Origin of the sequence: Micromonospora sp. NPDC005171 (assembly GCF_040608575.1) — a bacterium.
GTDB lineage: Bacteria > Actinomycetota > Actinomycetes > Mycobacteriales > Micromonosporaceae > Micromonospora.
In genome coordinates, this window is the sequence record NZ_JBEXIM010000058.1 from 1 (window position 1) to 13398 (window position 13398).

At 71.4% G+C, this 13398-nt stretch carries 13 protein-coding genes; 8 read left to right on the forward strand and 5 right to left on the reverse strand.

The window, feature by feature from the left end; translation table 11 throughout:
• Positions 1–142 precede the first annotated feature (142 nt).
• The gene (gene recQ, locus ABZU74_RS32420) at positions 143–1984 is read right to left on the reverse strand and encodes a DNA helicase RecQ (protein ID WP_355432084.1); all 1842 of its coding nucleotides are present in this window, start codon (positions 1982–1984) and stop codon (positions 143–145) included.
• Between the two features lie 75 nt (positions 1985–2059).
• Positions 2060–2404: a hypothetical protein gene (locus tag ABZU74_RS32425; protein WP_091403656.1), complete on the reverse strand. Its 345-nt coding sequence runs from the start codon at positions 2402–2404 to the stop codon at positions 2060–2062.
• 252 nt (positions 2405–2656) lie between these two features.
• On the opposite strand from ABZU74_RS32425, the gene rapZ reads away from it, so the two are divergent.
• From rapZ to ABZU74_RS32465, 8 genes are all read left to right on the forward strand, one after another.
• Positions 2657–3559, forward strand: a complete 903-nt coding sequence (gene rapZ / locus ABZU74_RS32430; protein WP_355432136.1) for an RNase adapter RapZ — start codon at positions 2657–2659, stop codon at positions 3557–3559.
• Complete coding sequence (locus ABZU74_RS32435; protein WP_355432087.1) at positions 3556–4707, forward strand: 2-phospho-L-lactate transferase CofD family protein; 1152 nt, start codon at positions 3556–3558, stop codon at positions 4705–4707. Before rapZ ends, ABZU74_RS32435 begins: the two co-directional genes overlap by 4 nt.
• Before the next feature lie 54 nt (positions 4708–4761).
• Positions 4762–5742 (forward strand): DNA-binding protein WhiA, encoded by a 981-nt coding sequence (whiA, locus tag ABZU74_RS32440; RefSeq protein ID WP_030337350.1) that lies wholly within the window; start codon positions 4762–4764, stop codon positions 5740–5742.
• Positions 5743–6009: 267 nt separating this feature from the next.
• Complete coding sequence (gene gap / locus ABZU74_RS32445; protein ID WP_088988543.1) at positions 6010–7014, forward strand: type I glyceraldehyde-3-phosphate dehydrogenase; 1005 nt, start codon at positions 6010–6012, stop codon at positions 7012–7014.
• Positions 7015–7066: 52 nt separating this feature from the next.
• Positions 7067–8269 carry a phosphoglycerate kinase gene (locus ABZU74_RS32450; RefSeq protein WP_355432091.1) on the forward strand — a complete coding sequence of 401 codons (1203 nt, stop codon included), beginning with the start codon at positions 7067–7069 and terminating at the stop codon, positions 8267–8269.
• Positions 8270–9061, forward strand: a complete 792-nt coding sequence (gene tpiA / locus ABZU74_RS32455; protein WP_355432094.1) for a triose-phosphate isomerase — start codon at positions 8270–8272, stop codon at positions 9059–9061.
• A 96-nt stretch (positions 9062–9157) separates the two neighbouring features.
• Complete coding sequence (secG, locus tag ABZU74_RS32460; RefSeq protein WP_121653040.1) at positions 9158–9418, forward strand: preprotein translocase subunit SecG; 261 nt, start codon at positions 9158–9160, stop codon at positions 9416–9418.
• A 140-nt stretch (positions 9419–9558) separates the two neighbouring features.
• Positions 9559–9900, forward strand: a complete 342-nt coding sequence (locus tag ABZU74_RS32465; protein ID WP_355432097.1) for an RNA polymerase-binding protein RbpA — start codon at positions 9559–9561, stop codon at positions 9898–9900.
• A gap of 16 nt (positions 9901–9916) precedes the next feature.
• On the opposite strand, the gene pgl is transcribed toward ABZU74_RS32465, so the two are convergent.
• The 3 genes from pgl to zwf form a co-directional block, all read right to left on the reverse strand.
• Positions 9917–10687, reverse strand: coding sequence for a 6-phosphogluconolactonase (gene pgl / locus ABZU74_RS32470; protein ID WP_355432100.1), 771 nt, complete (start codon positions 10685–10687; stop codon positions 9917–9919).
• 143 nt (positions 10688–10830) lie between these two features.
• Positions 10831–11847 carry a glucose-6-phosphate dehydrogenase assembly protein OpcA gene (locus tag ABZU74_RS32475; protein ID WP_355432103.1) on the reverse strand — a complete coding sequence of 339 codons (1017 nt, stop codon included), beginning with the start codon at positions 11845–11847 and terminating at the stop codon, positions 10831–10833.
• Positions 11844–13397 carry a glucose-6-phosphate dehydrogenase gene (zwf, locus tag ABZU74_RS32480; protein ID WP_355432105.1) on the reverse strand — a complete coding sequence of 518 codons (1554 nt, stop codon included), beginning with the start codon at positions 13395–13397 and terminating at the stop codon, positions 11844–11846. Before zwf ends, ABZU74_RS32475 begins: the two co-directional genes overlap by 4 nt.
• Between the last annotated feature and the right edge of the window lies 1 nt (position 13398).

Below are 13398 nucleotides of genomic sequence, written 5' to 3' on the forward strand. Positions count from 1 at the left end.
CCGACCCCAACCAGGCCGCCTACCAGATCAGCGTCGAACACCTCGCCGACTGGATCGCCACCCGCGGCTACGCCACCAGCTGACCCACCAGCACAAACCGAAGGGCCGGACCCCCACCAGGGTCCGGCCCTTCGGCACGACGTCAGTCGGTGGCGAGGACGGCCAGAATCTGCTCGCCGTACTTGGCGAGTTTGTTCTCGCCGACGCCGCTGACCCGGGACAGGTCGGCGAGTGTGCTGGGCGCGTCGCTGGCGATCTGGCGCAGCGTGGCGTCGTGGAAGATCACGTACGCCGGGACGCCCTGCTCCTTGGCGGTGGTCGCCCGCCAGCCGCGCAGCCGCTCGAACAGCGACGCGGCAGCCGGGGTCAGCTCGGCCACGACTGTGGACGCGCCGCGCGGCTTCGATGAGCGACTCGATGCGGGCTTCTCCGGCTCGCGGCGCATGGTGACCGTGCGGCGGCGACCGAGGACGTCGGCGCTGGCCTCGGTCAGCGCCAGCGTCCCGTAGTCGCCCTCCACGGCGAGGAGCCCTTCGGCGAGCAGTTGCCGGACCACGCCCCGCCACTCGGCCTCGCTGTGCTCGGCGCCGATGCCGAAGACTGTCAGCGAGTCGTGACCGTACTGGCTGATCTTGTCGGTCTGCTTGCCGAGCAGGATGTCGATGCAGTGCCCGGCGCCGAAGCGCTGGTTGCGTTCGCGGTCGAGGCGGAAGACGGTGGAGAGCAGCTTCTGAGCGGCGACGGTGCCGTCCCACGACTCCGGTGGGATGAGGCAGGTGTCGCAGTTGCCGCAGGCGGCCGTCGACGTCTCGCCGAAGTATTCGAGCAACTGGACCCGCCGGCAGCGCACCGTCTCGCAGAGGGCGAGCATCGCGTCCAGGTGCGCGGCCAGGTTGCGGCGGTGGGCGAGGTCGCCGTCGGACGTTTCGATCATCTTGCGTTGCTGGACCACGTCCTGCAGCCCGTACGCCAGCCAGGCGGTGGACGGCAGTCCGTCGCGGCCAGCGCGGCCGGTCTCCTGGTAGTAGCCCTCGACGGACTTGGGCAGGTCGAGGTGGGCGACGAACCTGACGTCGGGCTTGTCGATGCCCATGCCGAAGGCGATGGTGGCCACCATGACCAGGCCGTCTTCCCGTAGGAAGCGCTGCTGGTTGGCGGCGCGGGTGCCGGCGTCAAGCCCGGCGTGGTACGGCAGGGCGGCGACCCCGTTGGCGGTGAGGAACTCCGCCGTCTTGTCAACCGAGGCCCGGGACAGGCAGTAGACGATGCCGGCGTCGCCGGGGTGCTCGTCGCGCAGCAGGGTCAGCAGTTGCTTGCGGGGCTCCCGTTTGGGCACGATCCGGTACTGGATGTTGGGCCGGTCGAAGCTGGCCACGAAGTGCCGGGCGTCGTCGAGTTTCAGCCGGGTCGCGATCTCGGTGCGGGTGGCGCTGGTAGCGGTGGCGGTCAGGGCGATGCGGGGCACCTGCGGCCAGCGTTCGTGCAACATCGACAGCGCGAGATAGTCGGGGCGGAAGTCGTGCCCCCACTGGGACACGCAGTGCGCCTCGTCGATCGCGAACAGGGAGATCCGCCCCCGGTCCAGCAGGGCGAGGGTCGATCGGACGCCGAGCGCCTCCGGCGCCAGGTAGAGCAGGTCCAGCTCGCCGGCGACGAAGGCGGCCTCCACCCGCCGCCGGGCGTCCAGGGTCTGCGTCGAGTTGAGGAACCCGGCGCGTACGCCGACCGCGGTGAGCGCGTCCACCTGGTCCTGCATGAGCGCGATCAGCGGGGACACGACGACGGCGACACCGTCGCGGACCAGGGCCGGGATCTGGTAGCACAGGGACTTGCCACCACCGGTGGGCATCAACACCAGCGCGTCGCCGCCGGCGACCACATGGTCGATGACGTCCTGCTGGAAGCCGCGGAAGGCGTCGTAGCCGAACACCCGGCGCAGCACCGGCAGCGCGTCCTCGGTACGCAGGTCGGTGGGAGAAGCCATCCGGGGAGTCTACGAGCCCACCCCGACAGCGCCCGTCCGGCGCACCCGGGCCGGGTGGCCGGACGGGCGACGCGGTCAGCCGGGCTGGCTGGACCGGTTGGCCAGGCCGCGTGGCGGGGCCTTCATCCCGACCACGATGTCGACGATCTCGATGTAGCGGGCCTTGTTGCCCATTCGGAAGGCGGTGGCCGCCGCGTTGATCTCCTCAAGCGTGTCGGCCTCGACCATGGTGACCTGGTCGTACTTCCCGTTCACCCCGGTGCAGACGACGTGGGTGAGCTGCTTGGCGAAGCGGCCCAGGTCGCGGGCGTGCTCGGCGGAGATCTCGTGGATGCCCTCGCGGCCGAGGGCGAAGTACTCGGGGCTGATCCGCATGAACAGGAAGCCGACGTACTTGTTCTTGTCTGCCAGGTCGTGCATCGCACCCTCCAGATGTCGGTCTGACCTGCGACGATCACGTTGAGCGTATTGATAGTTACTGATCGTCATCAAGGGTGTTCGGTGTCGGGAGGGCGACCGTCGAAACGGTCCACGGGCGCCGTCCGGCCACGGGTGCCGGGTCGCGACGCGGGGGCGGGATAGAGTCGCTGATTGACCAATCGCGGCCGAGGGCGGCCGCGGCGCCACGGCTTGGGGGTACTGGTGAGCGAGGCGCGCACAACCGGTGACCGGATCGACGGCCCGGATGTCGGTGACGAGCAGTTGGCGGCCGAGTCGGAGACCACCCTCGTGGTGGTCACCGGCCTCTCCGGTGGTGGCCGCAGCACTGTCGCCCGGGCGTTGGAGAACGTCGGCTACTACGTCGTGGACAACCTGCCGCAGGCCCTGATGCTGGACATGGCCGAGCTGGCGTTCAAGGCGGGCGGCGCGGCCCGGCGTACCGCCATGGTGCTGGACGTGCGGTCGCGGGCCTTCTCGACCGACCTGGCCGGGGCGATCCGGGAGCTCAAGGAGCGCGGGTTCTCGCCCCGGGTGGTCTTCGTCGACGCCGACGACGAGGTGCTGATCCGGCGGTTCGAGAGCGTTCGGCGTTCGCACCCGTTGCAGGGTGACGGGCGGCTGGCCGACGGCATCGCCGTGGAGCGCGGTCTGCTGGAGGAGGCCCGCGACCAGGCCGACGTGATCATCGACACCAGCCACCTGAACGTCAACCAGCTCCGGCGGCGCATCGAGGAGCTGTTCGGCGGCGAGGACGCCCGCCGGCTGCGGGTCACCGTGCTGTCGTTCGGCTTCAAGTACGGCCTGCCGCCGGACGCCGATTTCGTGCTGGACGCCCGCTTCCTGCCGAATCCGTACTGGGTGCCGGAGCTGCGTGAGCACACCGGGCGGGAGGAGGCGGTCAGCGCGTACGTGCTGGGTCAGGAGGGCGCAGACGCCTTCGTCGCCTCGTACGCCGACCTGGTCAACGCCACCACGACCGGCTTCGAGCGGGAGGGCAAGCGGTACCTCACGGTCGCCGTGGGCTGTACCGGCGGCAAGCACCGCAGTGTGGCCATCGCCGAGGAGTTGGCCAGCCGACTGCGCCACTCCGGGCTGGCGGCGAACGCCCAGCACCGCGACCTGGGGCGGGAATGACGACCCGGCGGGTGGTGGCGTTCGGCGGCGGGCACGGGTTGTCCGCATCGTTGCGTGCGCTGCGTCACTGCGCCCCCGAGCTCAACCTCGACATCACCGCGGTGGTCACGGTGGGGGACGACGGCGGCTCCAGTGGCCGGTTGCGGGCCGAGCGGGGTGGCCTGCCCCCGGGAGATCTGCGCCAGGCGCTGGTGGCGTTGGCCGGGGACCACCCGGCCACGCGGCGCAGCGCGGGGCTGTTCCAGCACCGCTTCGCCGCCGTACCGGTGGGCGTACCCGGATCCGGACCGAGCGACCCGGACCCGGCGGCGGGCGACGGCGCGGACCGGCCCGGCGCGGCCCGGCGCGGCACCGACGGTGCGTCGACCGGCACCGACGGTGCATGGGGCGGCCCCGACGGGGCGTCGGCCGGCACCGACGGAGCATGGGCCGGCCCCGACGGGGCGTCGGCCGGCACCGACGGTCTGACCGGGCACGCGGTGGGCAACCTGGTGCTCTGCGGCCTGATGGAGCTGCTCGGCGACCCGGTGGCCGCGCTGGAGCACGCCGGCGCGATGCTCGGCGCGGTCGGCCGGGTGTTGCCGATGTCCCGCCAACCGGTCGGCATCGAGGCGCGGGTACGTGGCGTCGACCCGGCCACCCCCGACGAGGTGCGTACTGTGAGTGGCCAGCACCAGGTGGCCGTCACCACCGGACGGGTCGAGTCGCTGCGTCTCACCCCGAGCGCCCCACCGGCCTGCGCCGAGGCCATCGAGGCCATCCGGGCGGCCGACTGGTTGATCTTCGGTCCGGGCAGCTGGTACACCAGCGTGCTTCCGCACCTGCTGGTGCCGCAGTTGGCCGACGCGATCGTGTCCACCTCGGCCCGGCGGCTGGTCACGCTGAACCTCGCCGCAGAGAAGGAGACCCTCGGGCTCTCCGTCGCCGACCACCTCGCGGCGCTGCGCTGGTACCTGCCCGAACTCAAGGTGGATCTTGTCCTCGCCGATGCCAAGGCGGTGGGTGACCCCGAACCGGTCGAACGTGCGGCAGAATCGCTGGGTGCCCGCCTGGTCCTCGCCCCCGTCGCCGTTGTCGACGGGACTCCCCGCCATGATCCGGCTGCCCTGGGCGCCGCGCTGGTGCCTGTCCTGGGCGCCGATCGTTAGACACGTACGTAATCTCCGGCGACACGCCGGAACAGGTCCGTGAGGGGACGCACAATGGCGATGACGGCCGCGGTCAAGGACGAGCTGAGTCGGGTCGACGTGCCCAAACCCTGCTGCCGGCGGGCGGAGATGGCCGCACTGCTGCGCTTCGCCGGCGGGCTGCACATCGTCTCCGGCCGCGTGGTGGTGGAGGCTGAACTGGACACCGGGGCGGTGGCCCGGCGGCTGCGCCGGGAGATCGCCGAGGTCTACGGCTATCCCAGCGAGATCCACGTGCTGGCCTCCGGTGGGCTGCGCAAGGGCAGCCACTTCATCGTGCGGGTGGTCAAGGACGGTGAGGCGCTGGCGCGGCAGACCGGTCTGCTCGACGTGCGGGGTCGCCCGGTGCGCGGGCTGCCCCCGCACGTGGTGGCGGCGAACGTCTGCTGCGCCGTCTCCGCGTGGCGGGGCGCGTTCATGGCGCACGGCTCGCTCACCGAGCCCGGCCGCTCCAGCGCGCTGGAGATCACCTGCCCGGGGCCGGAGTCGGCGTTGGCGCTGGTCGGCGCGGCCCGCCGGATCGGCATCACCGCGAAGAACCGCGAGGTGCGCGGGGTGGACCGGGTGGTCGTCAAGGACGGTGACGCGATCGCCGCGCTGCTCACCCGGATCGGCGCGCACTCCAGCGTGCTGGCCTGGGAGGAGCGCCGGGTACGCCGCGAGGTGCGGGCCACCGCCAACCGGCTCGCCAACTTCGACGACGCCAACCTGCGCCGTTCGGCGCGGGCGGCGGTCGCCGCCGCCGCCCGGGTCACCCGCGCGCTGGAGATCCTCGCCGACGAGGCGCCCAACCACCTGACCGACGCCGGGCGGCTGCGGCTGGAGCACCGGCAGGCGTCGCTGGAGGAGTTGGGCGCGCTGGCCGACCCCCCGCTGACCAAGGACGCCATCGCGGGGCGGATCCGCCGGCTCCTGGCGCTGGCCGACAAGCGCGCCCGCGACCTTGGCATCCCGGATACGGAAGCAGCCGTCACGCCCGACATGCTCGTGGTCTGATAGGACGGTGGGGCCGCACGGTGCGCCCGGGAGCACGACCCGGCGCAGCGTGGTCTCGCACGCTCGGATAAGGTCGCTGAGTACGGCAAGGGGGCCGACACCCGGCACCTCTCGTCGTGCCCACCGCCTCGGGCGGTCAGGTCCTCAGACCGCGCGGCGGGGTGGCCGAGATGAACCGTCGACGGCCGGCTCCAACGGTCGGCGCACACCATTCCCGCCGGCCCGTTGTCTGAAGCCGGCGGACCAGAACGCGAGGAGATGGGACCTGTGACCATCCGGGTTGGCATCAACGGCTTTGGCCGAATCGGCCGTAACTTCTTCCGGGCAGTGCTGGCGTCTGACGCCGACATCGAGGTCGTGGCGGTGAACGACCTGACCGACAACGGCACGCTCGCCCACCTGCTCAAGTACGACAGCATCCTCGGTCGCCTGCCCTACGAGGTCAAGGCCACCGCCGACGAGATCACCGTCGGTGGCAAGACCATCAAGGCGTACGCCGAGAAGGACCCGTCGAAGCTGCCGTGGGGCGAGGTCGGCGCCGACGTCGTCATCGAGTCGACCGGCTTCTTCACCGACGCCACCAAGGCCAAGGCGCACGTCGACGGTGGGGCCAAGAAGGTCATCATCTCCGCCCCGGCGAAGAACGAGGACGTCACCGTCGTCATGGGTGTCAACCACGACACCTACGACCCGGCGAAGCACACCATCATCTCCAACGCCTCGTGCACCACCAACTGCCTCGCCCCGATGGCGAAGGTCCTGCACGACACGTTCGGCATCCAGCACGGTCTGATGACGACGATCCACGCGTACACCCAGGATCAGAACCTCCAGGACGCGCCGCACTCGGACCTGCGTCGGGCCCGGGCCGCCGCGTTGAACATCGTGCCGACCTCGACCGGCGCCGCCAAGGCGATCGGCCTGGTCCTGCCGGACCTCAAGGGCAAGCTCGACGGGTACGCCCTGCGGGTGCCGATCCCGACCGGCTCGGTCACCGACCTCACCGTCAACGTGGGTCGCGAGACCACCGTGGACGAGGTCAACGCCGCGCTGAAGGCCGCCGCGGACGGCCCGCTCAAGGGCATCCTGGTCTACAACGAGGACCCGATCGTCTCCACCGACATCGTGACCGACCCGGCGTCGTGCATCTTCGACGCGCCGCTGACCAAGGTCGTCGGCAACCAGGTCAAGGTCGTCGGCTGGTACGACAACGAGTGGGGCTACTCCAACCGGCTGGTCGACCTCGTCAAGCTGGTCGGTTCGTCGCTGTGAGCGCGAGGAGTGAGCTTGCGAGCCCCGCAGTCGCGAACGGAAGGCTAGCTCTGTGAGTGCCCTCCGGACCCTCGACGACCTGCTCGCCGAGGGGGTGTCGGGTCGGCGCGTGCTGGTGCGCGCCGACCTGAACGTCCCGCTCGACAAGCAGACCGGTGCCATCACTGACGACGGCCGGATCCGCGCGGTGCTGCCGACTCTCGGCGCGCTGGTCGAGGCCGGCGCGAAGGTGGTCGTCTGCTCGCACCTGGGCCGCCCGAAGGGCGCTCCGGACCCGCAGTTCAGCCTGGGCCCGGTCGCGGGGCGGCTCGGTGAGCTGCTCGGCGCGCCGGTGCATTTCGCCACCGACACCGTCGGTGACTCTGCCCGCTCCACCGTCGCCGACCTGGCCGACGGCCAGGTGGCCCTGCTGGAGAACCTGCGCTTCAACGCCGGTGAGACCAGCAAGGACGAGGCCGAGCGGGGTGCCTTCGCCGACCAGCTCGCCGCGTTCGGCGACGCGTACGTGGACGACGCGTTCGGCGCCGTGCACCGCAAGCACGCCAGCGTCTTCGACGTGCCGGCGCGGTTACCGCACGTCGCGGGCCGGCTGGTGCTGCGTGAGGTCGAGGTGCTCTCCAGGCTCACCGGTGAGCCTGAGCGCCCGTACGTGGTGGTGCTCGGTGGGTCGAAGGTGTCCGACAAGCTCGCCGTGATCGAGGCTCTGCTGCCCACTGTCGACCGGCTGCTCATCGGTGGCGGGATGTGCTTCACCTTCCTCAAGGCCCAGGGCCTGGAGGTGGGCACCTCGCTGCTGGAGAAGGACATGGTCGAGACCTGCCGCAACCTGTTGGAGCGGTCCGGCGGCAAGATCATGCTGCCGGTCGACGTGGTGGTCGCCGACGCGTTCGCTCCGGACGCGGCGCACGACACGGTGCGGGTCGACGGCATCCCGAGCCACCGGCTCGGCCTGGATGTCGGCCCGGAGACGGTGGCGGGCTTCAGCGCCGCGCTGTCCCAGGCGAAGACGATCTTCTGGAACGGCCCGATGGGCGTGTTCGAGATGCCGGCCTTCGCGGCCGGCACCCGGGGGATCGCCGAGGCGATCACCAAGGCTGACGCGTTCAGCGTCGTCGGCGGTGGTGACAGCGCAGCGGCCGTCCGTGCCCTGGGGCTGGACGAGTCGTCCTTCGGGCACATCTCCACAGGCGGTGGCGCCTCCCTGGAATACCTCGAGGGCAAGACCCTCCCCGGCATCGCGGCCCTGGAGAACTGAATGTCGAGCACCACCCGCCGGCCGTTGATGGCCGGCAACTGGAAGATGAACCTCAACCACCTCGAGGCCAACCTGCTGGTGCAGAAGCTGGCGGCGAGCCTCACCGAGAAGCAGCTCACCGACGTCGAGACGGTCGTGCTGCCGCCCTTCACCGACCTGCGCACCGTGCAGACCGCTGTGGACGGGGACAAGCTGCTGATCGGCTACGGCGGGCAGGACCTCTCCCCGCACGCGTCTGGCGCGTACACCGGGGACATCTCCGGGCCGCTGCTGGCCAAGCTCGGCTGCACGTACGTGGTGGTCGGGCACTCCGAGCGGCGGGCCTACCACAACGAGGACGACGCGCTGGTCAACGCCAAGGTCAAGGCGGCGCTGACGCACGGCCTGACGCCGATCCTCTGCGTGGGGGAGGGGCTGGACATCCGCGAGCAGGGCACCCACGTGGCGCACTGCTCCGACCAGCTCGACGGGGGCCTCGCCGGGCTCACCCCCGAGCAGGTGCGGCAGGTCGTGATCGCGTACGAGCCGGTCTGGGCGATCGGCACGGGCAAGACCGCCACCCCGGACGACGCCCAGGAGGTCTGCGGGGCGGTCCGTCAGCGGCTGGCGGAACGCTTCGACCAGGAGACCGCCGACCAGGTTCGGGTCCTCTACGGCGGCTCGGTCAAGGCGTCCAACGTCGCCTCGATCATGGCCCAACCGGACGTGGACGGGGGCCTGGTGGGGGGCGCCAGCCTGGACGCGGAGGAATTCGCTCAGATCTGCCGGTTCCCGGAGCACCTCGCCCGCTGATCGCTCGGTATCCTTGACACCGCCCGTCCGCCGGTCGGTGCCGCCGTGCCCGATCAGACCGGGCGAGGATCGCTACGAGAGGAACTGACCCCAGCCATGCCGATCTGGTTCGCATACACGTTGATCGTGTTGCTGGTCATCACGAGCATTCTGCTCACCCTGCTGATCCTGCTGCACCGCGGCAAGGGCGGCGGTCTGTCGAGCATGTTCGGCGGTGGCGTCAGCTCCAGCCTCGCCGGCTCCTCGGTCGCGGAGAAGAACCTGGACCGCTACACCGTTCTGGTGAGCGTCGTCTGGTTCGCCGCGATCATCGGGCTCGGGCTCTGGCTGCGCCTCCAGATGAACAGCGGTGCCTGAGCAAGCTCAGTAAGTCGTACAATCTGCGCGCGGTTCGTCACTCGACGGGCCGCGCGCAGGCTTTTCTCCGCTGCACCGCGTCGCCCGCCGCTCCACCCCCGAAGACGGCGGGTCCCCTCCGACGACAGGAGCGAGCAGCCGTGCCGAGTGGCAACGTTATCCGGGGAGCCCGGGTCGGGTCCGCACCAATGCGCCCGGACGAGCGGCACCAACCCGCCCCCCGACAGGACGTCACCTACTGGTGCCGTAACGACCACCGGGTCGACATCCGGATCGCCGCGGACGTCGAACCGCCATCCCTGTGGGACTGCCCCCGCTGCGGTCTACCCGCCGGTCGGGACGCCCAGAACCCGCCGGGCCGGGTCCGCGCCGAACCGTACAAGAGCCACCTGGCGTACGTGAAGGAGCGGCGCACCGCCGACGAGGGGGAGGCCCTGCTCGCCGAGGCGCTCGCCGCACTACGCCGTCGACGCGGCGAGTAGCGGGCTCCCCTCCCGTTCAGCGCAGGCTGCGCAGCCGGGCGGGCACGTCGACTGCCGCCGCCCGGTCCAGCAGCCAGCGGGTGCGGCCCACGCCACGCACGCCGGCCGCCGGCAACTGCACCGGCCCCGCGCCGGCCAACGCCATACCCACAGCGCGAGCCTTGTCGGCGCCGGCGGCCACCAGCCAGACCTCCTCGGCGGTGTTGATCGCCGCCAGGGTGAGGGTGGTCCGCGTCGGCGGCGGCTTGGGGCTGCCCCGCACCGCGCTGACCGGCCGGGTCTCGTAGCTGACCGGGTGCTCGGGGAAGACCGAGGCCACGTGGCCGTCCTCGCCGACGCCCAGCATCAGCACGTCGAAGTGCGGCAGGGTGGCGTGCCCGGGCCGGGCGGCGCCGGCCAGTTCCTCCGCGTACGCGGCAGCCGCCGCCTCGGGGTCGTTGCCGGCCGGGCCGTCCGAGGCCGGCATCGCGTGCACCCGGGCCGGGTCCAGCGGCACCACGTCCAGCAGGGCGGACCGGGCCTGGGTCTCGTTGCGGTCCGGATCACCGGCGGGCAGGAACCGTTCGTCGCCCCACCACACGTCGACCCGGGACCAGTCCACCGCGTCGCGGGCCGGCAGCGTCGCCACCGCCCGGTACACGGCCGCGGCGACCCGACCTCCGGTGAGCACCACCGAGGCTTCACCCCGATCGGCCTGGGCGTCGAGCAGCTTCACCAGCAACCGGGCCGCCACGGCCTGCGCCAGCAGGTCGGCGTCGGCGTGGACGGCGACACTCGCCTCACTCATGGTTGCGCCTTCGTTTCCCGACCGCGCTGCGGTCGCTGTCGTGCCCGGGGCGGTGTGCCCGAGGTGGTGGGGCGGAAACCCCGGAGATTGCGGGGCAGGGCCGGTGCGTACCGGCCCTGCCCGACGTCGTGCCCCGGCTGGGCTCAGCCCTCGCCGCTCGTGCCGGTGTGCGCGGTGACCCCGGCCTCGGCGCGCTGCGCGGTGGCCGGATCCTTCCAGACGTGAACCCGCTGCGCGGGGCGCTGCTCCAGGCCGCGTAGCCCGACCGTCGCGCCCAGCGCCTCCGCGTACACCTGGTCGGCGTCCAGCCGGCGCAGCTCCTCGGCCAGCTCGTCGCCGAGCGGGCGGCGGACCAGCGGCAGGGCCCGGTCGTCCTGGCCGGTCCGCCGGAACACCGCCATGCTGTCCTCGCGGGTCAGCGTCAGCTGGTCGCCGTTGGCGCAGCTGAGCTGTACCTCCCGCATTCGAGGGAACTCGTTGCTGTCCACCCGGCGGGGGGTGATACCGAGCCGGCTGGACAGCCAACCGGCCATCAGCGTCGCCGTCGGGTCGGTGGCCGGCGCGACGATGGTCGCCTCGGTGACCTGCGCGCTCGTGGTGTCGAACGCCCCGGCGACCAGGGTGCGCCACGGAGTGATCCGGGTCCACGCCAGGTCGGTGTCGCCCGGGGCGTAGTCCCGGGCACGCTGCCGCAGCGCCTCCACCGGGTCGGCGGCCTGCGCGGAGTCGGTGATCCTCCGGTCGGCCACCACCCCGAGGAAGTCGGTGGCGATCTCCGCCGGCGGCTCGCCGTGCCACCAGGTGACCACCGGCACGTCCGGAACGAGCAGCGGCATCACGACCGACTCGGCGTGCAGGGCCAGCCGGCCGTACATCCGGGTGACCACCGCCTCGCACGGGCCGAGCCGGCCACCCACCACGATCTCCGCGTCCAGTCGGTTGCGGTCCCGCTCGATCTCCGAACGCACCACCACCACGAGCCGGCACGGGTGCGCGGCGGCGGCGATCGTCGCCGCGGCCTCCGCCTCCCGGACCCGCTTCTCGTCCACCACCACGATGAGGGTGAGCGCCATCCCGCTGGCCACCCCGCCGGCGCTGCGCCGCTCGGCCGCGAGCGCCTTGACCACCTCGTTGCCGGTGGTGTCCCACAGCCCGATCATGCTCTTCTCCAGGCGCGGCCCTCGCGGGCCAGCATCTCGTCGGAGGCCCGTGGGCCCCACTCGCCGGCCCGGTACGGCTCCGGGGTGGTGCCCTCCCAGGCGTGCTCCAGCGGGTCGATCACCTGCCAGCTCTGCTCGACCTCGGCCGCGTCCGGGAACAGGGTGCGGTCGCCGATCAGCACGTCCAGCACCAGCCGCTCGTACGCCTCGGGGCTGGACTCGGTGAACGCCTCGCCGTACTGGAAGTCCATCGCGATGTCGCGGACCTCCATTGTCGTGCCCGGCACCTTCGAGCCGAACTTGAGCACCACACCCTCGTCCGGCTGCACCCGGATGACCAGCTGGTTGTTGCCGAGCGACTCCATGTCGGCGTCGTTGAACGGCAGGTGCGGCGCCTTCTTGAACATGATGGCGACCTCGGTGACCCGCCGGGGCAGCCGCTTGCCGGCCCGGATGTAGAACGGCACCTCCGCCCAGCGGCGGTTCTGGATGCCCAACCGCACCGCCACGTACGTCTCAGTGGTGGAGCCGGCGGGGACGTCCTGCTCATCCAGGTAACCGACCGCGCGTTCGCCGCCGACCCAGCCAGGCAGGTACTGACCGCGGACAGTGTCCCGGGCGACGTCCTTGGGCAGGGTGATGGCCTTGAGCACCTTCAACTTCTCGGCCCGGATCTCGTCGGCGTCGAAGCTGGTCGGCTCCTCCATCGCCACCAGGGCGAGGAGTTGCAACAGGTGGTTCTGCAGCACGTCACGGGCGGTGCCGACGGTGTCGTAGAAGCCGGCGCGGGTGCCGATGCCGACGTCCTCCGCCATGGTGATCTGCACCGAGTCGACGTACTTGGAGTTCCACAGCGGCTCGAACAGGTTGTTGGCGAACCGCAGGGCGAGGATGTTCTGAACCGTCTCCTTGCCCAGGTAGTGGTCGATTCGGAAGACGTCCTGCCGGGTGAACACGTCGTCGACGAGGTCGTTGAGCGCCTTCGCCGACGGCAGGTCGTTGCCGAACGGTTTCTCCACCACGACCCGGCGCCAACCGCCGGACTTGTCGTTGTCGGCCATCCCGGTGCGGGCCAACTGCTTGAGCACGACCGGGAACGCGGCCGGCGGGATGGAGAAGTAGAACGCCGCGTTGCCGGTGATGCCGTGGGTCTGGCGCAGATCGTCGAGCGTCGAGGCGAGCGTGTCGAAGGCGGCGTCGTCGTCGAAGGAGCCGCCGACGAACTTGATGTTGCCGGCGAGCCGCGCCCACACCTCGTCCCGCCAGGGGGTACGGGCGTGCTTGCGGGCAGCCTCGCAGGCCAACGTCTCGAAGTCGCCGTCACCCCAGTCGCGGCGCGCGAAACCGAGCACCACGAAGCCCGGCGGCAGCAGCCCCCGGTTGGCCAGGTCGTAGACCGCGGGGAGCAGCTTCTTGCGGGCCAGGTCGCCGGTCACCCCGAAGATCACCAGAGCGCACGGCTCGGGGATCCGGGGCAACCGGCGGTCCTGCGGGTCGCGCAGCGGGTTCACCGAACCGCCTCCTCGCTCCGCTTCAGTCACGTCGTCCATC